This window comes from Caballeronia sp. BR00000012568055, from assembly GCF_029439455.1.
Classification (GTDB): domain Bacteria; phylum Pseudomonadota; class Gammaproteobacteria; order Burkholderiales; family Burkholderiaceae; genus Caballeronia.
Map to the genome: position 1 here is coordinate 1 of NZ_JAQFVG010000345.1, position 22,907 is coordinate 22,907.

Annotated in this window: 23 protein-coding genes; 13 read left to right on the forward strand and 10 right to left on the reverse strand. The window is 62.0% G+C overall.

The annotated features are described in order from the left end of the window. A partial coding sequence (locus tag P7F28_RS29815) for a site-specific integrase (RefSeq protein ID WP_277188617.1) occupies window positions 1-1,240 on the forward strand: 1,240 nt, incomplete at its 5' end. A 37-nt stretch (window positions 1,241-1,277) separates the two neighbouring features. Here P7F28_RS29815 and P7F28_RS29820 read toward each other — a convergent pair. From P7F28_RS29820 to P7F28_RS29835, 4 genes are all read right to left on the reverse strand, one after another. Then, the gene (locus tag P7F28_RS29820; protein WP_277188619.1) at window positions 1,278-2,138 is read right to left on the reverse strand and encodes a DNA adenine methylase; all 861 of its coding nucleotides are present in this window, start codon (window positions 2,136-2,138) and stop codon (window positions 1,278-1,280) included. 9 nt (window positions 2,139-2,147) lie between these two features. Beyond that, on the reverse strand, window positions 2,148-3,497 hold the full coding sequence (locus tag P7F28_RS29825; protein ID WP_277188622.1) for a hypothetical protein: 1,350 nt from the start codon (window positions 3,495-3,497) through the stop codon (window positions 2,148-2,150). Between the two features lie 445 nt (window positions 3,498-3,942). Beyond that, window positions 3,943-4,425 (reverse strand): hypothetical protein, encoded by a 483-nt coding sequence (locus tag P7F28_RS29830; RefSeq protein WP_277188624.1) that lies wholly within the window; start codon window positions 4,423-4,425, stop codon window positions 3,943-3,945. Continuing rightward, a complete protein-coding gene (locus P7F28_RS29835) occupies window positions 4,422-5,030 on the reverse strand; it encodes a hypothetical protein (RefSeq protein ID WP_277188626.1) in 609 nt (202 codons plus the stop codon). Before P7F28_RS29835 ends, P7F28_RS29830 begins: the two co-directional genes overlap by 4 nt. 164 nt (window positions 5,031-5,194) lie before the next feature. Between P7F28_RS29835 and P7F28_RS29840 the strand changes: the two genes are divergently transcribed. Then, entirely contained in the window at window positions 5,195-5,722 is a 528-nt protein-coding gene (locus tag P7F28_RS29840; RefSeq protein WP_277188628.1) for a hypothetical protein, read from the forward strand. 306 nt (window positions 5,723-6,028) lie between these two features. Further along, window positions 6,029-6,367, forward strand: a complete 339-nt coding sequence (locus P7F28_RS29845; RefSeq protein ID WP_277188630.1) for a hypothetical protein — start codon at window positions 6,029-6,031, stop codon at window positions 6,365-6,367. Between the two features lie 134 nt (window positions 6,368-6,501). Here P7F28_RS29845 and P7F28_RS29850 read toward each other — a convergent pair whose 3' ends face one another. Further along, on the reverse strand, window positions 6,502-7,542 hold the full coding sequence (locus tag P7F28_RS29850) for a helix-turn-helix domain-containing protein (protein WP_277188632.1): 1,041 nt from the start codon (window positions 7,540-7,542) through the stop codon (window positions 6,502-6,504). 345 nt (window positions 7,543-7,887) lie between these two features. After that, entirely contained in the window at window positions 7,888-8,262 is a 375-nt protein-coding gene (locus tag P7F28_RS29855; RefSeq protein WP_277188634.1) for a helix-turn-helix domain-containing protein, read from the reverse strand. A 155-nt stretch (window positions 8,263-8,417) separates the two neighbouring features. Here P7F28_RS29855 and P7F28_RS29860 point away from each other — a divergent pair, with 155 nt between their 5' ends. Genes P7F28_RS29860 through P7F28_RS29875 form a run of 4 tightly spaced genes read left to right on the forward strand, consistent with a single transcriptional unit; the run spans window position 8,418 to window position 11,715 of the window. Beyond that, window positions 8,418-9,569 carry a CAP domain-containing protein gene (locus P7F28_RS29860; RefSeq protein ID WP_277188636.1) on the forward strand — a complete coding sequence of 384 codons (1,152 nt, stop codon included), beginning with the start codon at window positions 8,418-8,420 and terminating at the stop codon, window positions 9,567-9,569. A 23-nt stretch (window positions 9,570-9,592) separates the two neighbouring features. Beyond that, window positions 9,593-10,261, forward strand: a complete 669-nt coding sequence (locus P7F28_RS29865) for a hypothetical protein (RefSeq protein WP_277188638.1) — start codon at window positions 9,593-9,595, stop codon at window positions 10,259-10,261. Window positions 10,262-10,296: 35 nt separating this feature from the next. Then, window positions 10,297-11,289, forward strand: a complete 993-nt coding sequence (locus P7F28_RS29870) for a hypothetical protein (RefSeq protein WP_277188640.1) — start codon at window positions 10,297-10,299, stop codon at window positions 11,287-11,289. 48 nt (window positions 11,290-11,337) lie between these two features. Further along, on the forward strand, window positions 11,338-11,715 hold the full coding sequence (locus P7F28_RS29875; RefSeq protein ID WP_277188643.1) for a hypothetical protein: 378 nt from the start codon (window positions 11,338-11,340) through the stop codon (window positions 11,713-11,715). A 77-nt stretch (window positions 11,716-11,792) separates the two neighbouring features. Here the strand turns inward: P7F28_RS29875 and P7F28_RS29880 are convergent, their stop codons facing one another. Together P7F28_RS29880 and P7F28_RS29885 are read right to left on the reverse strand one after the other, a co-directional pair. Then, entirely contained in the window at window positions 11,793-12,095 is a 303-nt protein-coding gene (locus P7F28_RS29880; RefSeq protein WP_277188645.1) for a hypothetical protein, read from the reverse strand. Further along, window positions 12,092-13,930 (reverse strand): type IV secretion system DNA-binding domain-containing protein, encoded by a 1,839-nt coding sequence (locus P7F28_RS29885; protein WP_277188647.1) that lies wholly within the window; start codon window positions 13,928-13,930, stop codon window positions 12,092-12,094. Before P7F28_RS29885 ends, P7F28_RS29880 begins: the two co-directional genes overlap by 4 nt. Before the next feature lie 219 nt (window positions 13,931-14,149). On the opposite strand from P7F28_RS29885, the gene P7F28_RS29890 reads away from it, so the two are divergent. Next, window positions 14,150-14,824, forward strand: coding sequence for a hypothetical protein (locus P7F28_RS29890; RefSeq protein WP_277188649.1), 675 nt, complete (start codon window positions 14,150-14,152; stop codon window positions 14,822-14,824). 115 nt (window positions 14,825-14,939) lie between these two features. Here P7F28_RS29890 and P7F28_RS29895 read toward each other — a convergent pair whose 3' ends face one another. After that, window positions 14,940-15,398: an AlpA family transcriptional regulator gene (locus P7F28_RS29895; protein WP_277188650.1), complete on the reverse strand. Its 459-nt coding sequence runs from the start codon at window positions 15,396-15,398 to the stop codon at window positions 14,940-14,942. Window positions 15,399-15,900: 502 nt separating this feature from the next. Here P7F28_RS29895 and P7F28_RS29900 point away from each other — a divergent pair. Genes P7F28_RS29900 through P7F28_RS29910 form a run of 3 tightly spaced genes read left to right on the forward strand, consistent with a single transcriptional unit; the run spans window position 15,901 to window position 20,839 of the window. Next, window positions 15,901-16,974: a site-specific integrase gene (locus tag P7F28_RS29900; protein WP_277188652.1), complete on the forward strand. Its 1,074-nt coding sequence runs from the start codon at window positions 15,901-15,903 to the stop codon at window positions 16,972-16,974. A gap of 52 nt (window positions 16,975-17,026) precedes the next feature. Continuing rightward, window positions 17,027-20,041: a MobF family relaxase gene (gene mobF / locus P7F28_RS29905; RefSeq protein ID WP_277188655.1), complete on the forward strand. Its 3,015-nt coding sequence runs from the start codon at window positions 17,027-17,029 to the stop codon at window positions 20,039-20,041. A 24-nt stretch (window positions 20,042-20,065) separates the two neighbouring features. Then, window positions 20,066-20,839 carry a hypothetical protein gene (locus P7F28_RS29910; RefSeq protein WP_277188656.1) on the forward strand — a complete coding sequence of 258 codons (774 nt, stop codon included), beginning with the start codon at window positions 20,066-20,068 and terminating at the stop codon, window positions 20,837-20,839. Between the two features lie 127 nt (window positions 20,840-20,966). On the opposite strand, the gene P7F28_RS29915 is transcribed toward P7F28_RS29910, so the two are convergent. Then, entirely contained in the window at window positions 20,967-21,431 is a 465-nt protein-coding gene (locus P7F28_RS29915; protein ID WP_277188657.1) for a hypothetical protein, read from the reverse strand. Window positions 21,432-21,754: 323 nt separating this feature from the next. Between P7F28_RS29915 and P7F28_RS29920 the strand changes: the two genes are divergently transcribed. Both P7F28_RS29920 and P7F28_RS29925 read left to right on the forward strand, forming a co-directional pair. Next, on the forward strand, window positions 21,755-22,078 hold the full coding sequence (locus P7F28_RS29920) for a hypothetical protein (protein WP_277188659.1): 324 nt from the start codon (window positions 21,755-21,757) through the stop codon (window positions 22,076-22,078). Window positions 22,079-22,260: 182 nt separating this feature from the next. Next, entirely contained in the window at window positions 22,261-22,749 is a 489-nt protein-coding gene (locus P7F28_RS29925) for a PleD family two-component system response regulator (RefSeq protein ID WP_277188661.1), read from the forward strand. The last annotated feature ends 158 nt before the right edge of the window (window positions 22,750-22,907 follow it).

Below are 22,907 nucleotides of genomic sequence, written 5' to 3' on the forward strand. Positions count from 1 at the left end.
CGGCTCCATTTCGGCAGACCGCTTGGAGACGACGCCGGGGCGAGAGGTCGAAGAGCTGCGCGAGTTCTCCGGCATGATCGAGCGCGCCCGAGTTCGCGTCGGCCAGCGCATGGCGGGCGAGCCCACGGCCGCGCAACTGGCCGAGCGGGACGAGCTGGCGGCCGCGATCGGACTCGCGCCACGCTCTCCGTCCCCGCCCGTCGACGTTCCGCAGCGCCTCGACGAGGCTATCGCCGCTTGGCTGTCGCATCTCGGCTCGCTAGCGGGTTCGACTCGCAAGGCCTACGCAACCGCGTTGGCGGGTTTCGCGCGGTCCGTGGGCGGCCCGGACGCCATGGTTCACTCGATCGCGCGCGCCCAATGCATCCGCTACGCCGAAGGATTGCTGACTCAGACGACCGGCGGCAAGGCGTTGCATCCGAAAACCGTTCGCGCACAGATCAACGCCTCGGAGCTGTTCATGAAGTGGGCCGTGGGAAACGGGCGGCACGCTGGCCCAAACCCGCTGGAAGGGGTGGCTCGCCCTTCGCCGACGCGCAGCGACGAAGGGGGAGCCGAGGCGTTCACGCTGGACGAGCTGCGGCTGATCTTCGAGCCGGAGCGATACAACAAAATGAAGCGGCCGCATCAGTTTTGGGCGCCGCTTATTGCCTTGTTCACGGGCGCGCGGGCGAATGAGATCGCTCAATTGCGACTCCAAGACTTGGAGCCTGTGGGCGGCATTCCGTGCTTGCGCATCGTTCACGATCCGCGCGGAGAGAACCCCACCCGCACGAAGAACGCGGACTCCACGCGGACGATTCCGATCCATCCCGAGCTTATTCGCGTCGGCCTTCTCGACTACATTGAAGACGTCCGGACCGTGGGCGGGACTCGGCTCTTCCCGCATCTGCCGATGGACTCTATGGGCAAGCGCGAAAAATACATCAGCCGTGATTTCAACGAGAAGCACCTGCTTGACGTCGGCGTCCACCAATCTCGGAGGAAAGTGTTCCATAGCTTCCGCGACACCGTCGAGACGACGCTTCACGCGAACGACGCCAATCCCGTTCAGATTGACGAGTGGATCGGCCACAAGCCCGAGTCCATGGGCGCTTCTCGCTACAAAGTCAAATACACTCCCACGCAATTCGCAGAGCTCGTCCTTCCGCGCTTGCGCTATGCGGGATTGGATTTAAGCGGGCTGCATTACTCTCGCGGGCAGTGGAGCGCTTGGTTGGTGGAAAACCTTCGCCCTTGATCGCGACGGGCGACCCATCGGTGCGCCGCAGAAACCTTCAAGCTGCAATCTGGCCGAAGTCTGCAAGCGCCAAAGGAGCGGTCAAACGAGGGTCGAGCACGACGATTTCAGCCCCCACTCGCTTGACCTGGGCCGTGTAGCTCAGAGAATGGGCGAACACGGGCAAGTCTTCATATAGCGCTCGGGTTTGCGGAGTGTCGTCATAAGTGACCATCCATGATTGTCGGATCGTTCGAACTGCTTGCGCCAAATCCGCATGGTCGTCGTGCGTGTAGTGATTTCGATAAAGCTCGGGGCCTCGCACATAATACGGCGGGTCCAGATTGACAAGCGAATTGTCCGGAATATTCGGCAACCTTTCCTGCAAAAAATTGAGCGCATTCAACTGAGACAAATTAATGCGCGCCTTTTGCGATGCGATTCTTTTGATTTTTCGGATCAACTCGCTTTTGTTGAATCTACAATCAATTTTATATTCTCCTGCTTGTTCAAGGCCGCCGATAACTCCGCCGCGAATGATGCCAGAGCGATTTGTCCGATTGAGAAAAAACGTCGAAAATCCTCGCGCAAGCCTCGCGGCGCGCTTGTTCTCTTGAACTGCTCGTTGTCGATGCCATTCATCGACCGTCACCGGGGTCGATTCAATCAATTCGCACAAGGCGTCCGTTCTGTTCAAGACGCTCCACCAAAAGTCGTGAATTGCCGGGTCAAGGTCGTTGATGTGGACATTGTCAACGTAGTCGTTTAGCAGAAGCCGCCAAGCTATCCCCGCGCCTCCTGCAAACGGCTCGACATAATCCCCATAAAACAAGTCGTTAGCTCGCATGATATCGATCACGACTGGCGCCAGTTGCGTCTTTCCTCCGGGGTAACGGAGGGCTGAATCGGTGTAGGCCATGTATTTGCGTTAATTTGCGTTGTTTGACTTTTCAAGTTCATTGAAGATGAAAGTCAAGACTTCGCTCAGATTGTCCCAAGCCTTGGCAAGTTCAACCGATGTCGGTATCTGACTGCCGTGGATAAAAGCGCCGAGAGTTTCAGGAGACGCCTTGCTGTCGCGATCGCTTGCCATCGTCCGGAGATACTTGACCTGCGGAGCGGAGAACCCGTCATCATTTTGCAAAAGATCCGCCACGCGTCCAAGCAAAACATGAAGCTCGGCGGTATTGCCCTTCCCGCGTTTTTTCAGAAACAACCGCACCGTTTGCTCCAAAACCGCTCGGAGCAAATACGCGCACGAAAAACAATATTCATCCGCATCAAGTGTTTTCAGCTCGTCATAAAGCCGTTTTAGAACCTTGTCGGATATTCGGGCTGTAAATCGAGAAGGGATGACTTTTGACCGTTTGTCTGGGCTCTTGTTGTCGCGCCGAGGCGTGGAGGCAGTCTGCGCATTGGGTCGGGACTCAAGCGACTTTGAGGGGGCTTTGTCTGGAAAGGAGACCGGCTCGCTCAGGCGGGAACTGGGCGCCACCCCTTGTTTTTGGAGCTTTCGGCCGTAGTCTTCTCGGTCTTGCTTGGTTGTTCGGGAATGGACGCCGGTCTCTTTGCCTTCTAACGCATCCCGCAGGAATTTCTCCACGCCTCGATCGAACTCGCTCTGCGGGACGAGTGCTGATAAATCTTTGGCCGACGCCAACCCGAGGACGTTGCGAAACACCGGGTTCGACAGGAAGCGAGTCAGAGTCGTCAAACTCAAAGCCGCGCGCTCAGCGGCGGAAATGAGCCCGCGCCGCTCAGCGTATTCGACCATCAAAAGGGCTTGCGCGTTCGGGTTGCTTGTTGAACTGCCTTGGGCGTTGAAACGCGCTTTCTGCGTCGCGTTCCACTGTCGCGTTCCAATTCCATTGAGAGCTCCTTCATGTCGCAGCTCAATCCACTGTCTCGCGCTATCGCGGTCATTGAAAACCACTACGTCAATGGCATCCGGCGGCGATGCTTTCTTGGACAACTCCCGAAAATATGTCCTATGTCCATCAGGCGCCTTTTCAGGGTCGGAAAGAAGCTTCAGTGCGCAGAGGCGCCGATTTCCCTCAACGGCGATGAAAGCATTTTTCGCCACTCCATGAGGGACCACCGCCAGTCGCTCAAGCGGACTTGTCCCGCGCTCGGCGATGTTTGCCGCCAATTCCTTCACTTTTTCTCGCGCCACAAGATAGGCGACAATCTCCGGCTCATTATCGATCGGGTCGTGCCGTGGATTGTCGTTGTCCAAGTAGATGCGCCGCAGCTGAAGTGTTTTTGTTTCGTTCGTCATGCAAGCCCCTCGCAGCCAAGTTCTCTCGTTGACTTAATTTTTGCGCGCGTCTTTTGTCGGACGATGCGCCGGTCGCTATTCCACCACGTCGCAGCCGTTGGCGCAAAGGTTTGGTAATTTTTTCGCTCTGGTTAGCGAGCTGGGCTCCGCCGCTGGGGTGATCAGCAGCAGACTGCGGATCAACCAGCAAATTATGCGTCCGCCTAGCGCAGTCCATTGACCACATGAATCGATCCGACACACCCCCTAAAAGGCAGGTTCAGGCTGAGCCCGCTTGCGAGAATTGAATCGTCAAGCTCGTCGGCGCACAAGCGATTGCGCTAAGCTATGCGGTGGCTGCGGCGAGCGAATGATGCATTCGCCAGGCAATGTCCTTTTCGCATTCTCACCGCAAAGGCAATTTCGTTTGAACGCGCGGTCTGCAGTCGCGACCTTCCCCAGCGGGCTATTGACGATCGTTGCCTAGAATCAATTGGCTCATCCAAACCGGCCACCGTTGCTTGCGAACGTATTTTCGGCCGAAGAGCTCAATCTCGAACTCAATGGCAGCCGCCTTGATCGTCGCTGCCCCCGCTGCCGGGTGTCCCACTGGGGACCTGTCCATTGATTGGACGTGTCGTCGCACGGCCTCCAAGGCGCGCTCCGCCGCGACGGCGATCGGCTCCCCAAGATCAAAGGATTCTCGCAAGGCCTCACGCGTTTGAGGACACTCGGGCAGGCGATGGACTCTGAGGCATTCTCGGTAGAACGCGACCCAAGGCGACGCTTCTAGCAGCGCCGCGACTTCGACGAACCCGAACCCTTGCGCCAGCAACGCGTGGGCGGCCTTCTGCTCGGCGATCGTCAGGAAATACCGCTGCGCCGCCATCGTCGCCAGGAACTCTTGGTATCGCGCCTCCGCGCGCTGCTGCTCGCCGCCCATGTTCACTTTTGCTCTCGATTCTGCTCATCCATGCCCAATGGCGCCGCCGGCGTTTCTTTTGCGCCGTCCGCCGACTCGCTGGCGCCCGCAACTCTGCTGTCGTTTTCAACGGCCCGGATCCCTCTTCCTTGAGCCTTGTCCGTCAACAATTCGGACATTAGCGCGCCCTTTTCCAAACGCGCCTCAAGCCATTCGTTCGCTTCGACCAGCGCAAGCATCCTCACTTGCCGAAGCTGGCGGCAATGCTCATCGAGCACGGGGACGAGCGCGTCCAACAGCTCGGCGGAGAAACGCCAGTCGCAGCTCGCGCACCCGCGGTCGATAAGGTCCGCGAGCCCGGATTTCGCCTTCGCCATCGCCGGGCCGTCCACTTCGCCGAATCCCTGCTCGGCGACGCGGGCGGCCACCATCGCCGCGTGCGCGAGCGCGAGGGCGGCCTCGTTGTCTGCGTCGCCGTCACGCGCGCGCTGAAGAGCGGTCCAAGAGCGCAGCGAAATGCGGTTCGCCGCAGCCGTGTCGAGCGGCAAAAACAACGCCTTTTTGTGTCGGACGCGCTTCGCCAAGCCCGGCTTGGTTTTGGCTCTGGCTTTGGCTTTTGAGTCTTTTGCCATCGATGAGGCCATTTGTATGATCGCGCTTTATTCTCGCACGTCAGCCTAGCCCCCGACGCTCGAGCAGCGCGGCGAGACGAACGCGCCCCGCCTCCGTGAAATCCTTAAAACAATCGTCGGCTTCGGAAGCGTATGCTTAGACGAAATGACCCCGGAGCGCGACCATGGCCCAGCCCCACCGCTGGCCGCGATTGTTCAGCGGCCGCCTGACCTTGGAGAGTCCCTCGGAAGCCATTTGCGCTCAGCCGGCGCGCGAAGCCCGGTCTGGCTTCCCGCGACTCGCCGCCTGCGACGCGGACGACTCGTGCGCTCTTCGCGAAACGTTGGATATTTTCGACGCGTGGAGCAAACGTTTTCTGGGCGTCTGCCAGATGCTCTTGGGCGTCTGCGAAGGCCGAACCCGCTTCGCCGACGCGATGGACTCAATCGCGGCGTCCCACTGGATATTGCCGGAACTGTTCGCGCGACTGAGCCATTGCGCCGACGACGGCGCCAGCGGCGGCGAGGCGAGGCGGCCTTTTCCCGAGTTCGCGGCCGTCGCGCGCGCGAAGGGGGCCGTCGAGCCTTTCCTCAGTCCAGCGCGCCTGTCGCCGGCCCACGCCGACGAGCTTCGAGACTCCATCGCGGCCCTCAACGTCGCCTGCGCTCTTTTCAGGGAAGCCGTCGCCGGCCGCATCGACAGCGCGCATTGATCCGCTGATCCGCGCTGTGCCTCGCCCTCGACGCGTCGAAGCCCTTCGATGTGAAGATATGGCAGAATGCGCGCTCCGCATCGCTGCGCGGCGCCCCTGCCCCCGCGAGTCATTGCGGCGGGCCGCTTTGGCGGCCCTTTGTTGCGCCGACGAGCATCGGCGAGCCATAAATCAAGAAAGCTACGCGGGCCGTCAAAACGGCGTTCTCTTGGCTTTCGAGCCGCCAAGGGGCTCAAGAAAAGCGGCGCGCGTCCGACATTCAGGAAGCGCGCCATTCGGCGCGCGCTTAAAAGATAAAGGAATCCGATGTCGTGGCGCGCTTACGCTCTTGAAGAGCTTTCTCACAGCAACTTTGGGTGGATGCCGATGTTTGACGAAGCGCGCGAACTCGCGCGAAAGGAAAACAGCGCGGAAATTGGCGTCCTCGAAGTTGAATATCAATGGGCGCTCGACACAGCCCGAGCCGCGGGATGGAACGGCAACTTCAAGCAAAGGCCGCGCGTCTTTTTGCTTCCCGAGCGCGACGAGCTGCGGTCTGGCCTTGTTTGGACGCAACCGAAAACCGAAGACGCGCCGGAGCTTGCATTCGTGATTTCGCCGATCGACCTGCCGTGGCTCGGCAAGCCCGACGCAACCTTGGATTGACGCCCGACAGCGGCGACTCGCCCAGGCCAAACGGACCTTTTCGACGTTCGAGGCGACAAGTTCGCTGGCAGACGCGACGCTTCTGCGTCTGCCACAAAACACGCCCTCAATCCCTCGCATGTCGCTTCAAGAGATCAAGAGCCGCTTAAACCCTTGATCTTGCGCTGGTGCAGTTCCACCAAATCTCCGGTCAAGGTCGCCTCGACATCGCGTCGCTTCGCGAAACCCTCCTCGCGGGCGTCTTTGGGCGTGCAGGCAAAACGCTCCTTGAATGCCCGGCTGAACGCCGAGTCGCTCGCGAAGCCGACGGAATATCCGATTTCAGCGATTCTTTCGCGGGCATGCCGAACATCGGCCAATCGTCGCAACGCCTCGTCCAGCCTTCGGTCTTTGATTCGCTTGGCTACCCCTCCCGCCGCGTCCGATTCTGAAAACAACCGATAGAGCGCGGTCCTCGAGATGCCCAGCGCCTTGCACAGCGCCGCTGCGCTCAAGTCCGGGTCCAGCAGGTGTCGCTCAATGTAGGACTCGGCTTGCGCCCGCAGCATGGGAGCCAAGCGCGGGTCGCCCTGAGCGACCCTCTCCTGCGCTTTGGGCAACAGGCAGGCGGCCAGCAGATCCAAGGTCCCCGCGGCCGCAATCGGCGTTTGCTCCGTCGACAGCCGCGCGGCGAGCCGCGCGAGAGAGCGCATGTGCGACGCCAGCAGGTCCCCGATCGAATCGTCGGCGTCCCAAGCCGCCCCGTGGATTCTTGACCCTTCCGGCAGCCGCCGATCCAGCGCGGCGCGTTGCACGCTCAGCGTGATCATCGGCGCGTCGACCGCGAATCCCACGTTTTCGACAGCAAGATCGCGGATGGCCACCGAGTTCAAAGGCACTTTCTGTTGGCCCTCCGCGAACTCCGAAGTCAAGGCTCCGCCGATCAGGCAATGAACAAGATACTGGTTGACCCCCGAGAGCGCGATCTTCTTTCGCGACCGGTGAAATTGAACCTCGCCGCGCGCTGAGTGCAAGGTCAACAAAATCGGCCCCAAATCCCACGTCTCGACGCTTGCCGAAAAGCCGACGCCTTTAGGCCGCTTGACGTCATACATCGGGCGCAGCGCTTCCCGCCAAATCTCCTCCGCGTCGCCCTCTCTGAACAGCGCGCTTTCAAAACGAATGTGCTGCGGCATCGGCCCCCTCTCGCTTCTGCAAGTTGCCGAATGATAGCCGCGGTCAGGTCCGCCGGAGGCGTCAGTCGCAGCCAATAAAGCGGCCAAATGGCTCGAAGCGGGCCCTTTGGACGATCTGTCAATTTTTTATGGACGCATCGCCGGCAGGATTCGCCGCTCACTGTCGATGATTAGGCCATTGAGCGCGGCGCTTGCCCGCGCGCAAAAAAACCGTCGAGGATTGAAGTGGCTCCGCAACAAAACGACATGGCTTCAGCCAAGGGCGGGCAGCGCTCCCCAGAGGCCAAAGCATCGCTTCGCGACCCGAGCCGCCGCGCGCGCTTGACGCGATCGAGTCCGATCAGGCTAGGCCTCCGGATCAGGCGCTTTGGGGGCGGGATGATGTCCGCCTCTCCTGGGCTGTTGGGAAAGCTCGATCGCGAAGCGCGTCAAGCGCTCGCGCCGCTCGTCAGGCAAAACACCCCAGATAGCGATCAGCAAGGCAAGGCTGTCATCCTCTGCGTGAAGAAAGGCGTCTGGCACTTGAAGAATCTCGGCGATCTTTCTCGAGAATGCCTCGTCGGGTTTGTGGACGCCTTGCTCATAGCGATTGATTCGAGCGCTGGCCACAAATTCGTCAAGCCCCGCGTTTATGCCAAGCGACTTTTGGGAAAGCCCGAGCCTTTCGCGCGCTTGTTTGACGCGAAGCCCCCAAACCGTGGGGCGTTTTTCGACACGCATTTTCAGAGTCCTGTTGCAACCGGACTACGAGAATCGTTGCGTGTTTAATTCTCCGATACTACGATTATCGTAGTTTTACGCGCTAGACTTTGCGCGCCGGGCGATCTGCCCCGCCACCACTAAAAAAACCCCGGCCTAGCCGAAACGAGGAAACAATGAAAAAAACAATTTTTTGCGCCGGAATCGCGGCCGTCTTTCTTAGCGCGTGCGGCGGAGGAGGCGGCGGAGCCGCCACGACCGCGACCTCGGGCAACGGCTCGACGGGCAACAACGACGGCTCGAACACCAACACTGGAACAGGCACGAGCACCGGCGCGACGACGCCGGCCGCGATCTCATTGCTGACGCCGGCTGGCGCCTCAGCCGCTTCGCTGACGACCACGGGCGACGTCGTGAACGACTCGTTCGCCTACGCCAACGCAATGCGCGCTCAGCTCGGCCTGCCGGCGCTCAAGTATGTGTCGGCTGTGGGCGTCGCGGCGCTGAATCACGCCAAGAACATGCAAGACACGGGCATCGTCGGCCACTACGAAGTCGCAGGCCAGCCGGATTACACGGGCGTGACGCCCTCGGACCGCGTCGCGGCCGCTGGCTACAACACGAACTCGACGGGCGAAATTGCCGCGGGCTTCCCGGGCACGGCCACGGGCTTCGCGAGCTCGACGCAAGCGATCGACGGCCTGTTCGACGCTCCGTTCCACCGCTCGATCTACCTGTTCGACACGACGGGCGTCGGCATGGGCGACGTGACGACGACGGATCCGTTGAAGTATTCGACGTTCGTGGCCGACTTCGTCGACTACGTCGCTTCCACGCCGGACAACAAGCTGGTCGCTTACCCGTATGACGGCCAGACGAACGTCAAGCCGCAATGGCAAGCGATCGAAACGCCAAACCCGATCGCGAAGAACCATCCGGAACTGGCCGGCAAATATGTTGGCTACCCGATCACGCTGAGCGCGGCGGGCAACGGCGCGTTCTCGAACGTGGTCTTCACGATCACGGACGCGGCGGGCAACAACGTGCCGTGCGACGAGACGGACAACAGCAACAGCGACGAGTCGACCCGCCTGGCGGTTTGCGTGTCGCCGACGGTCCTGGCTGACAACACGACCTACAAGGTTGCGGTCACGGGCTCGCTGACGAACACGTCGATCATGACGGCCACGCCGTTCTCGGTGAGCTGGTCGTTCACAACGGGCGCCAATGGCACGTCGTCGAACACGTCGCCGACGCCTGTCGCCGCCAGCTCCGCGAAGTCGCTGCGCGCGCCGGGCGGCCCGTCCTTGCCACCGGTCTTTAACTAAGCACAATGACAGACATGAGAGCCATGGTCGCGCTCGCGTGCGCGAGCCTCGCCGCGTGCGCCGCGAATCCGGAGCCGGTTTTGCCGCCCCCGCTGCCCGCCTCGGTCCCGTCGGCGCGCGCCGACGCCCCGGTTTATCAGATTGGCCAAGCGTGGTCGTTCTCGTTCGTGAACGAGCTCGACGCGGGAAAGAGCGGCGGATATTCGCAAAGAGTGGAGCGCGTCGAGAAGGGCCACGCCATTGTCAGCGTGATCGTCAAGGGCTCGCCGGGCGTCGGCGAGCTCGATGAAAACGCGTGCGTGGTTCGCGGCCCCGAGGCCTTGTTCACGCCGAGCAATCAGGCGCTTCGATTCCCGCTCTTCGTGGGCAAATCGTGGGCCGCGGACTATTTGTATTCGAGCGGAGCTTGGACGGCCAAAGACCATCGCGAAGCGAAAGTCGTCTCGTTTGAGCGAGTCGCGACCGAAGCCGGCGTGTTCGACGCCTTTCGCGTTGAATCGACGATCGCATGGACCGGCGTCGCCGCCGGCAGCGACGCCGGTCGAGCCAGAGAAACCGACTGGTATGCGCCGAGCGTCGGCCGCATCGTCAAGCAACGCTTCAATGACTATCCGAACAACAAGAACGCCGCGCCGACCTCCACTCGGTATGAGCTCGTTCGCTATGCGCCGACGCGCGCGAACGACAAGTGATCGGCCGATCAACAAACCCAGCAAATGACAACGTCATGAACCATCGAATAAAACCAATCGCGACGATCGCCCTCGCTTCCATCGCCATTGTCGCGGGATGCTCTAAGAAGCCCGCCGAAAGCGCAAACGAAGCCCCCTCCGCGTCTGCGCAAGCCCGCAAGCCCGGCCCGACCGACTGGAATGACGAAGCGGGAAAGGCCGCGATCGCCGCCGACGCCGGCTCGAAGAAGCCCTATGTTTGCGTGTTCATTTACCCTGATGTCGGTCAGCGCGGCACAAACGTTCGAGCAGAAGATCGGCCACAGCTCGGCATGAAGAAAGTATCGCTCAATGAAGAATCTGTCGAGGCCACGACCGCCGAAAAGGCTCATGCCATCATGGAATCCGCGACGAATCATTCGCTGCAAATTGGACCGTGCACAGCCGACTTGTCCGCCGCGTCGATCGACAAATCAATCTCGCTCTCTTCCTATCCGACGGTGCAAAGCGGCTTGCAAGTGGCGCTTCTCTACTACGGCTTGAATGGCGCCGCGCTGCCTGTGTCAGACCTCGCCCGCGACTTCAACGCTGATTATCGGTCGACGACGGATTCGTTCAAGCAACAGGACTTGATCAAAGGCATTCAAGCCCAATACGAGGCGCAGCAGAAAGCCGAGTTGGCGTCGCCGTATTTCGTGGTTAAAGCGACCGCGGCCCTTGGGCATTACAACGCCGAGACGAAGGCCTTCCCCATCCTCAACCTCGGCATGGACGGCAACTCGCGGCTTGGCCTCCCCGACGCATCATTTTATGGCGTCGTCATGCGGGGCGATCCGAAGTTCCAGTCAGTCGCGCCTGAGACCGAAGAGAAGGCTCGCGCGCTCGAAGCCAAGGTCGCCGCCGCCGGAGACCGGTTGCCGATCAACGTCGACGTCTACTTTAAAGCCGCCGACACGGTCTCTTACGCCGCGCGCAAGGACATCGTCGCGAAAGTGGTCGCGGTCCGCATTGCCGATCAAAGCGAAGCGCTCATTGCTGACATTCATTGAAATCGACGGCTCGCCGAAAGGCAAGCCGAAATCCACTCGGAGCATTCCATGGCAAACGCAAAACTGGCAAGCGAAGCATCGCAACTTCAACGCGGCAAAGCGTTCTCGAAAGTTGCGCTGATCGCAATGTTCGTGATCTTCATGTCGATCCCCATTCTCAACTTGCTGTTCGGCATGGGTTTCTTTATTTGGTTTTCGGTGAACATCTTTGCTCGCAGCGGCCAGCGAGGGAAAGACTTTTTGTGGCTCCTGCTTGGCTCGTTTATCTGCTTGTTCGCCATCGCGCTGCCTGTCTTCATGGAGCACAACCGCATTAGCTACGGACAGTGCTGGTTCTACGGGTTTATGCTGAATGTCGTCGTCGGCGTATTCATCGCAGGCAATCGTCTTGGGCATTTGTTCGAGGAGAGCTCGACGGGCGCTTGATTGCTTCGGCAACAAGCGACAGCCGAGCGCGGCTGTCGCAAGAACTGGATTCAGACCCGTGCAAATGCGCGGGTCGCTCAGCGAAAGAGATTGCGCATTGCGCGCCGCAACCGCCTCGCCCATGAACGATTTCGCGCGGTCTCAGCATGTTCGCGAGCGGCCTCATAACCCTCCCTCAGGCAATCTTGCCAGTGCCGCGCCTCGGCTTGCTCGTCATCCTCGACCTCCTGCGGCGTGCGATCGTCGGGCGGCGCTGAAAACCGTTTGACGCGCGTCTTCGACGATCGAGCCGCTTCGTTGACGCCTTGCGCGATCCCGTCGGCCTCGTTGGCGCCTTGACGTGGCTCCGCAATTTCATTCATGTCGCGGTCGGAAGTCATCGAGCCAATCCTCCTCCGGTCGCGCGCTCCGCCGAGCCGCGCGGATCGCCAAGTGAGGTTTCTTGCGAGTCGAGCCCTGCAATCTGGGCGGCGAGGCTTGTCGCCTTGCTGTTGGCCGGCGCGAGGCGGAGCGGCGGCGGCCGCAACAACCAATGCGCCGGCGCGTGGGGTTGGCGCGAGCGCGGCAGCGCGCAATGCGGCCAGCGCAACTCGTAGGCCTCTCCGCGCGCGAACAGGAGAAGCTTGACGCCGCGGCCTTTTGGCTGCGGCCCGAAGCGGGATCCGAGCTCTGACGGGACATACAAAGGGACGTGGTCGCGGGCGTGCGAGACGGAATTGCTTTCGCCTCCCGCGCCGCGCGAGCGCGACACGTTGGGCCGCTCGACCTCGCGGCTTCCGAGCGCCCGGCAAATCTGGTCCGCCGTGTCGCCGGGCGCGATTTGCCCGACGATCAACGAGCCGCACATGGAGAGCAGAGCGCGGGTGAATTTCTCGCCGTGGACTTCTTCGATCTGCGCGAAGTCTTGGCACGCGATGACGCACCGCACCCCGCGCGAGCGTCCGACTTCGAACAATGCTCGCACCGGAAGCTTGCCGGCTTGCGCGAACTCGTCGGCGACGAACCAGATTTTTCGCGTTGAGCTATCGGTCATCTCGACGCTGTTGACGTGCGCGGCGAAGACGCCGGTCATGCCCTCGACGTAGCTTCGGGTCAGCTCGCCATATGCGCCGTGTCCCTGCAAGATGATCTGCCGATGCGAGGCCTTCCCTCGCGCCCAATCAATCACGCTGATCCGCCGCTCCGTCGGCAGGCCGCCCCATGCCTGAGCCAGGTCAAAGACGGGCGAGCAAAACGCGGAGAGATTGATCAGCACGCCAGTCGTGGTGACGGACGCTCGCTCCACCGCTCGGATCGCTTCGGGGTGAACGGACTTCATGATGGAGAGCATCGCGTCTTGCGGAAGCTCGATCAGCTTCGCCAAGTCCCCCCAGCCCCAATCGGCTTGGCGAGTCGCGGCCAGATGCAAAAGCAATCCGGTCAGCAGTTGGCGAGCCGCGTTGGACCACATTGGGTCATGGCTGTCGGCCACCATCGCGCCCGCGAATCGACGCATGTCGAGGATGTTGCGCAGGTCGCGCGCCACGTCCCAAGCGAGGCCCCGAGCGTCCCACGGCGCGATGATCGCCGGCTTGGCCAAGCCGGCCGTGAACTCGCCCTTCGGATCGAAAAGCATCAGGCGCTCGTCGGCTTCGACGATGGCGCGCAACAGCGGGCGAATCACCGTGGATTTGCCCGCGCCCACGCCGCCGACAATCAGCGTGTGCCGCGTCCACATCGACGACGGCCAAGGGACTTCCGGCGCCAAATCGTGGTCGGGAAACCGCGCGTTCTCGCCCGCGAATTTACGGCGCAACGCCCTCAAAGCTTCGCGGCCTTCGTGGCGAACTCCGCCGCGAACGAAAAGCATTCCGTCAGACGCCGTCAAAAACGGCTTGGCCAGAAGAGCGGCTGGCGCGCACGCGGCCAAGCCCGCGACCGCCAGCCGGAGCTCGACGCCCAATTTCTGGCCGGCTGGCAATTCGCGCCAAAAATCTCGATAGAACAAGGCGTCGGACTTGAAGAGCAGCGGCAAGGCGCGATGCGCCGCCGCCTTGGCCCAATACCCTGCATGCTCGCTTAACGAGCCGATCGGCAATGGCATGCCCGGCGCCTCTCTCCATGCCGCCCACAACGCCGCCGCGCCGGCGAGCGCCCCCAACGCCGCGCTGGCGAGCGCCCACCCTCCCATGTCTCGCGTCTTGAACGACGGAGCTTTGCTTGATGATTTTTCCACGCTCGGCTTCCTCCCTGATGGCATCACAGCCATAGAGGGCGGCGGGGCGGCGCGTTTCGTTTGCCCCGCCGACGAGAGGAAAGAAAGCCGCCGCTTGTCCGCCAAGGACTGGAGTTTTAAACGAAAGCCTGGAAGTTGCCGCCCTCTCTCTTTGCGTCGTGGACGAGCAGAGTTCGCTGCCTTGACGCGACGCTCCCTTCAACTTTCCAGCGAGGCCGCATGACAAAACACGCCACCAATTTGCAGATCATCGAAGCCTATGAAGAATTGACCAACAAAGAGCGAGCGGTTTTGCGGCGCTTCGCGAGGAAGCACATTCGAGGAACCTCTTTCTTCGAGCCCGACGACCTCGTCAACGAGACTCTGGCGCGAGCGTTGGAGCGCAGCCGCAAATGGCCGCTGAGCGCCCCGTTCTCAATCTTCATGTGCTTGGCCATGCGCTCGGTGGCGGAGGCCGATCGGGGGCGGCCCGACAACAAGCTGGCATGGGCCGATCCCCTCATCGAGGCCCGAGCGGAGGTTTCGGACGGGCAATCTTGGTCGTTGGCTTCGCCCGTCGAAGCGCGCTTGATTGCGTTGGAGAAGCTGCGCGACGCGGAGACGGCCGTGCGCCTCGCCCGCGCGGCCCTCGGCGACGACGCTGAGGCTCATCGGGCCATCGATGGCATGCTGCATGGCATCCCGCCGCGGGAAACCTGCGCGGCGCACTCCATGAGCGCGGCCGCGTTTGACGCCGCTCGACAACGCGCGACAAGGCGGCTCAAAGACGCGGTGGCCGTCGTGCGAGGCGAGGTTTCGGACGAATTGGGCGGCAAGTGCGGTGGCATTCGAAAGGCGTCGCGGGCCAGCTCGAAGCCGCCCATCAAGACGGCCGCGCCCCGTCGAAGGGCTTGAACCAAGCGGCTGCGCGGGGAGACTAGGACGAGGCGGCCGAGCGCCGCCTCGTCCTTTTCGCCGTCGGGCGTTGGCGAAGCTCGACGCGCCGCATGCTTTGGCGCTTCTCCTCTTCTCACTTGGCGCCGCCGCCATTCAACACGCGCATCGCTTCGGCGATAAGCCGCCTTCGCGTCTCGCGGGCGCTTTCCTCCGCCGGCGCGCTTTCTGTCGTTCGCTCGACCTCGACCTCTGGCTGCCGGGCCTCGTCAGCGGCGCGCTCGACGCGATCGCGCTTGACCTCTGTCTCAGGGGCGCTTCGCAGAAGCCACTCCGCGAGATCGAGCGCGCTCACCATGGGCACGGAGCCCACGACACGATGCGGGATTTCGAACCGCCCTTCGCGCATCAACGTGTATATCGTCGAAGGCGGAATGCCCATTATTTTCGAGAGCGATTTGACTCTCACAAAAAGCGACTCGACGCCATGCGCTCGGCGCAGGAAGTTGAGCATTGGCTCCAATTCAACGATTGTTTTCTTCATTTGCGCGCCGCATTCAACGCGGGGCTTGCTGTCGTGCGTTTCGTGGCTCATGCCCTCTCCCATGCGCGGCGCTGGCGCGCCATCACATGGTAGGGCGGCTCGCAGCGAGAATCGGACGCCATCGCTTCGTCGCTAGCCTTGATGCGGGATTGAGCCTCTACCGTTCGTCTGGCAGATAGGCCGAATTGCAACGTTGCACTGCCTCGCCGCCGCCCTTGCTCGCCCTGCTCCGCATGCTTGATTGACGTCCTGTACGCCGACAATCGGGGCTTGAATCGCCGCGAAACGCTTGAATTGCTCACGTTACTGGCAAATGTTTCCGTATTTGCTACGGAATAAGCCGCCGGTAATGGCTTTTTCTGTCCCTTGAGTTCATTCCGCCGCCAAGCCGCGAGGCCTTGCGCGGCGGGGTCGTTTACGAGATGACCTGCGCCGTCGGCGACGCAAGTTGCAATTTTCCATCGAAGACCAATTGCAACTCGTCGCCGTCCGGCGTCCGAAATCCTTTGGCCGCCGCCCTCTATCAAGCGCACATGCGCGACAAGGAGACCAAATGGCCAGCATCCTCAGAAAACCCCTGAAAGACGGAACGACCTCATGGCAAGCGTTCGTCTACGTCCAAGGCTTCCCGCGGATCAGCAAGACATTCGATTCGCGGGCGCGAGCGGAGGAATTCGCGCAAGCGCAAGAGCTTGTGCTCAAGCAGAAGAAATACGCCACGCCGACGCCGATCACTCCGGAGACGCGCACAATCGACGATCTGCTCAAATGCTCTTTGGGCGACTTGCTCGCCAAGCACTTTCTGTCAGAAAGGAAGTGCAAATCGCGGCACAAGCGTAACGCCCGATCCGTGATTGCGCTCGTCGGCAACGCCAACGTCGCGGACGTCAGCGAGTATTGGGTCGAACGCTTCATCGAGAAAGTGAGCGCGACTGCGTCGCAGCAAGGCAGTTCCTACGCTTATTCGACCATCAAGGATCAGTTGGTCATGATTCGCTTGGCCATTGGACTGGAAGCGAAGGAAATTGACGTCCCTCGCCTGAAATTTCCGTTCAGCAACGCGATGCTCCCGCAGGGGTGGCGAGTCAAACGAAAGCGGCGCTTGGAAAAATCCGAGGAGCGGGCGCTTTTTGGCGCGCTTCGCACGCTGCAAGGGCCGCGACGGCATCAGTGGCGGCTCATGGTCAGGCTGGCGATCGCCACCGGCGCGCGACTGCAAGAACTTTTGCGCGCCGAATGGAGCGACATCAACGAACCCAATATGTCTTGGTTCATTCCCGCGCGCAACGTTAAAACGCGCCAAGATCGAACCGTTCCTTTGGGCGCGCGGGCGCGCCGGTTGATCAAACAACTGCGGCTGATCAAGGATCCGTCGAGCGATCTTGTGTTCCCGGGCATGGGCACGTCAGGGGCATGTTCGCAGCAATTTCGCGGCATCTGCAAGCGGGCGGCTATCACGAACTTCCGCTTCCACGACCTTCGACACGAGGCCATCAGCCGGCTCTACATCTATGATCGCGAGCTCGAGGAGCGCCACATCTCGGTCATTGTGGGGCACAGCTGCCTGGATCAAACGCGGGACTACGTCGCTTTGCGCGCCGACGAGTTCGCCTTGCGCATGCGCTGATTCAACAAACGCGGGGCGGCAAGCGCCCCGCGTTTTTCCCCGCCAAATCGGCATGCTCTCGATCGTCAAAATCAATTCGGCCGTCAATCAAGCCAAGAAGGGCGGCGACGGCTATCTCTTCTATCTTGGCGCTCCGTCGACGCGCGATCGTCGAGATTTCGACGCATACGCCAGAGGCGCGGACGCCTCGGGCCTGAGCTCTGAACCGTTTTGGGCCTGCTCTGGGCCCTTGTCGCTGGGGCTGTCAAAGTCCGGCCCCGCGCTCGCCGAGCATGTCGAACGCTTGTCGCGAGGCTTCCATCCGCTCACCGCCGCGCCGTTGGTTCAGGGCGCCGGCGACGCTCATGTGATGGGCGTCGACATGACATTTTCTGCCCCGAAAGATGTCTCGATCGTGTTCGCCGCCGCCGATCGCGAGACGCAGGGGCTGATTGTTGATTGCCTGCGCTCCGCAGTGGGCGCCGCGTTGGCTTACGCCGAGTCAGGCGCGGTGACGCGCCACGGCCATGGCGGCTGGACCAAGAAACAGGCGGAGGCGACGGTCGCCGCTTGCTACACGCATTTCGCCAGCAGATCGGGCGACCCTCAACTGCACGTCCACGCATTCATGTTCAATCTCGGCAAGCGGGCCGGCGCTGACGAATGGAGCGCGTTGGAGCACAAGGTTCAATTCGAGCGAAAAATGGCGACCGGCGCTCTTTTCCGCGCCGAACTTGCGGCTGGGCTAGCCGCTCTCGGGTTCGATATCCAGCCCAACGGCCCGTATTTCAAAATCGCAGGCGTGACGGACGAGCAGCGCGACGCGCTGTCCACTCGGAGCCGTCAGATCGCGAAAGCTGTCGAGGGGCAAGCGTCCAGCGCCGCCAAAGATGTCGCGGCGCTCAACACTCGCTCCTCCAAAATCGAGCCGCCCTTGCCTGAGTTGCTCAGGCTGTTCGCCGAAAAGACTGCGGCGCTGGGGATGACGCCGGACGTCGTCGCGCGGTTGCGTTCGCAAAATCCAAAGCCCGATCGGTCGGCGAATGGCGCGCTTGATGCCGAGCGGTTCTCAATCGACCATGCGGGATTGCTCGCGTCGATCATGAAGACGCAGTCCTTGGCGACGCCGCAAGACGCGCTGGCGGCGATTTGCGAGGCGGCGATGGGCAAGCTGACGGCCGAGCAATGCCTCGACGAGCTTGCGCGACTGATGGCGTCCGACTCGGTGCGAGTGCTCGGCGAAACGGAGACGCTTGCCCCTGTTTTCTCCACGCAAGCCACGATGGAAATGGAAGCGGAGGTCGTAAAGCGCGCGCGCGACGGCTCCGCAGACACGCGGCATCGGTTGCCGACGGCGCTGATCGACGAGCGCTTCGACGCCCTGGAAGCGGAGCTGAAACGCAAGATTGGAAGCGATGTCTCGCTTGCCGAGCAGCGCGCGGCCGCCTTGAACATTGGGTGCGAGACGGGAAACCACGCCTTCGTCGAAGGGTGGGCGGGCACGGGCAAGACGACGCTGCTTCGAGCGGTTGGAGAGGCATACGCAAAAGCTGGCTTCGCTGTTTTTGGTTGCTGCCAATCCGCGTCCGCAGCGCGCAACCTCTCGCGCGAGACCGCGATTCGGTCGAGCACGATCGCCAGCTTTTTGCTCGCCGCCGAGAGGGGGCGCCTTTCGTTGACCGAGCGCTCGATTGTCGTGCTCGACGAAGCGGGCATGGTCGGCTCGCGCGAATTTGCGCTCGTGCAGCAAGCGGTCGCGCGCGCTGGCGCGAAACTGATCGCCGTCGGCGACTCCAAACAATTGCAGCCCATTGAAGCGGGCGGCATCTTCCGGGCTTTGGCGCATGAAATCGGCGCCGCAGAAATCTCGACGATACGCCGGCAGCGGACCGATTTCGAGCCGCTGTTCGCGTGGCTGGCCAGCCGCCCCCGAATAAGCTCACCCAGCGATCGCGTCGATCCCGGACTTCTGAGCCCGGACCGCCTTGACGCGCTGCGCGCCCTGCCCGACGACGCAAAGATGATCGCCGTCGAGAGACTTTGCTCGGCCAACGACACGCTTCGCCGAGGCTATGCTGCGTGGAAAGCGCGCTTCGATCACGAATGGCTGCGCGACGCTGTGAAGGCGTTCGCCGTTGGCGCCGCTCCCGAGGCCATTCGACTTCTCGACTCGCGCGGGCGATTGCGGCTGAGCGACGGGCCAGAGGCGACGCTCAATGCGCTGGTGAGCGAATGGATGGAGGACAAAACGCCGCTATCCTCCAAAGCGATGATCGCTGGCACTCGCGCGGAAGTCGCTTCATTGAATTCGCTTGCGCGAGCGCGGCTGAGCGAGTGCGGGAGGATTTCCGACAAGGAAGGGGTCGATGTTCGGATCAAACGGCGCGACGGCTCTGAGGAGTCGAGGCGAATCGCGCCCGGCGAGCGAATCGTCTTCACGCAAAACGATCCGGCGTTTGGCGTGACGAACGGCTCCACGGCGAGCGTCATCGCCGTGAAGACACAGCTTGGCGGCGAAGCGATCTTTTTGGTCGAACTGGACGATTTGAATTCTCGCGGAGAAAAAACGATTCGCATCCCGGCGTCATTTGGATTCTTTGACCATGCTCTTTGCCTAACAAATCACCAAGCGCAAGGCCGAACGGTCGATTCTGTCCACGCGCTCGCCAATCCCAAAATGCTGGATCGCGAATGGATTTTGGTCGCAATGAGCCGCTCCCGTTTCGCCACCACGCTGCACGTCGACCGCGCGGCCGTCTCGGGAGCAGATCCGGAATCACATCTCCCCGACGAAGCGCGCGAACTCGATCGCGAGGCGATCATCGACGCGCTTGGCCGAATGGCGAGCCGCAGCCGCGCAAAGCCCACGACCCTCAATGCTTCTGCTTCTCGGGCTGGAAATCCTCTGAGGGCCACGGCGTCGCGCCGAAGCGCGGATCGGCCGCCGACGCCAAGCGCAACCGCCGTTTCGCTAGCGCGAGCGGCGCCGCTGCGGCCTCGGCTGAGCGATCGAGCGAAAGCGGCGATTCGCCGGCTGTGGGCGCGCCGCAGCGACGAGCTCGGGCGCGAATGGGAGCAACGACGATAAAAGCGAGGCTGAGGGAGGCCTGAGATGAGCGAACGTGAGAGTTCGAAACCATGGGCCACGGAGCAAATCAGCGTGTGGGTCACGCAAAGGCGCCGCGCCCAGCTTGCAAAAATCGCGGAGGGCCTTCCCTCTGGCGCCTCGCCGATTCAAGCAATTGATCGAGCGCTTGACCTTGCGACGACGCCAATCTTTGTTCCGGCGCACGACGCGCCTTCCGTGGCCGAGCCGTCAGCCCGCAATGACGATCTGTCGCAAATAGAGGCTCGCATCAGCGCCATCGCGAAGCGCTTGGAACAAGGATTCGCCGCAGGCTTGGCTGATATCGTCTCGACGGTCGATCGTCTGAGCGCCAGTGTCGCATCACTGCAAGCGATGATGATTGAGGCCTCGGACAGCGACTTCCCAGACATTCGCGGCGACGACATGGTTGCCGAGGCCCGCGAAGTCAGGGAGTGGCTGCGCGTGCGGCTTTCCGCGCTCGGTTTGTCCGAAACGAAACTTGCGATTGTTCGTATCGCGTTTCGGTCGGAAAGTCGACAAGGCGATGGCCGAACAGCGTTCGAGTTCGACGCCAAGCTCGGCGCAATTGAGCAAGGCGACGTCATTGACTCTCTGGAAACAAGTCGCCTGAAAATTAGCGGGATCAGCGCGACGTCGCCGATGTTGACGTTGCGCTCGGCGCGGTCAGCTTGCTTGGTCGCTCGAAAAATCTCGCTGATGGAATGGAGCGTTGGCGCTCATCTCGTCGACGACGAAGGAAAGATCCAACCCGCGCTTGCGCATTTCGTCGTGAAGTAGCCGCGCGTCGCCAACGCCCTCTTTTGGCAAACGCGAGCGCCCGTTGAATTTTCACCGGGAAAAGGTGAGTCGGGTGTATAGCAGAAAAAGAGATCGAAAAGAGCGACGAGTCAAGAAATCGGACAAGTCACATCAATGCCGCTGCTGCGCGAGCTTCGAGCAAACTCGCGAGCGTCTCCCGATTGTTCTTCGCCGCCGCGTGCGCAAGCTGGCGCAAAGCCCCGAGGGACTCGGCGTGATTTCGCAAGAGCCGCGCCGCTTCCTGCGCACCGGACTGCTCGCCGCTCGCGTCCGCGTCTTGGACGACCGACTCAAGCTTTTCCGCCGCCCGCGCGCACTCGCGAAGAGCCGCTGAGGCTGATTGAAAACGCGGCGACACAAGGCGTTGAACCGCCTCTTCCAACTCTCCCGCGCGCTGCGCGCCGGGCGGAGAGCGCCCCTTGGCGACTCGAAGCGCCGCGAGCGCGTCGGCCCGGAGACCTTCTATTTTCAACTCCGCCGCGCGAAGCTCGCGCGCGGATTGCTCCGCGAACGCCCGGGCGTCGCGCAGCTCGGCGAGCAACGCCGGCAGATCAAAATTCGACTCGTTCATGTTCGTTTAATGCTTTTCGATGGCTCGGGCATGCGGGAAGTGTGCGCATGCCTTAGTGTCGGCAAGCGCGGCGGCTTCTTTAATCGGCGCCTCGACTCGCGCGGCGCCGCTCTCCCTGTGCGCGTTTGAGCGTCGGCTCTAGTCGCCGGATCGCGTGCGCAAGCGAACTCTGCCGACACCGCGGGACGCGAGAGCATTGGAAGCGCGCTGCGGGGATTTTCCGGCGTCAAAGCTTCGCCGACCAATCAAAAAGAAAAGAGAAAACCATGTGCTCCACTGCTTTTCGGCGCGCCGCAGCCCGCTTGCTTCGGCGCCCTCGCCCTTTGATCCAAGAGCACGCGGCCGAGCCGGCGCTGGCAACGAAGTCTCAGCCTCACGCCACGAGCGGCTCCGACCAAGCGGCTTCGTCGATCGAATACCGCGAAGCGCGCCACGGCTTTTTGATTCACGTCTCGCCCAACAAAGACGGCTCGTTCTCTGTTTTTGTCGAAGGCGGCCGCGCCAGCGAAGCGGCGAGCCTTGAAAACTGCCTCGCCGCCGCAGGCCGCTCCGGCGCACAAAAGTTTCAAACCTTCGACGCGGCGATCGAGGGCGTCGAGGCGGCCAAGGGAGCGATCGACGAATTTGTCGCGAGCCGCGACGCCTGAGCCTTTTTCTTGCGCAAGCCTTTCCCGACGGGCCCGCGGCTCGCCCTTGGGTCGCGAGCCCTGCGCCGCGCAAACGTTTTCTGTGGCACGCCCGACAGAATCGGGACACAATGCGGCCCAGTTGTTGCGATTGCAGCCCATCTTGCCGAGCGGTTCCCGAGCGGCCCGAAAGAGGAATCGCCATGGACGCGCAGGAGAAAGTGATCGGCCGCTTTGAGAGGTGGTCAAGCGAAACTCGCCCCGCGATCGAACGGCGCCGCGTGCTGGTCGTCGACGATTATGAAGACATCGCCGAAAGCCTCGTCGCCGTCTTGGAGCTCAAATGTTTCGACGCGCGCAGCGCGTTCAACGGCGAGCAGGCGCTGCGGCTCTTCGAGTCTTGGCGGCCCCACGCCGTCATCTTGGACATCTCCCTGCCCGACGTGCACGGAATTGAAATCGGCCGGCGCATGCGCGCGCTTCTGCGTCATGACGCGGCGCTGATCGCCCACACAGCCTTGGACGCGTCGGAAATCCGCGCGGAGGCGATTTCCGTCGGCTTCGACGCCTTCGCCGGCAAGCCGATCTCGCCGCCCGATCTGGCGGCCATCATCGATCTCGTGTGCCCCGACGCCCGAGAATGGGCCAAGGCGCGCCGCGGGTCGAGGCAAGCCGCCGTGGCCGGAAAGTAGCCGTCGCGCCTACTCGGAGTCGGCCACAGCTGAGCGAAACGCGAAACGCTCAGGTTCGCGAGACGGGCATCGAGAACACGAAAATGGTGGCTCCTTCTTTTGAGTCGACGCGGATGGCGCCGCCATGACGAGCCGCGATGTGCTCGACGATGAACAGC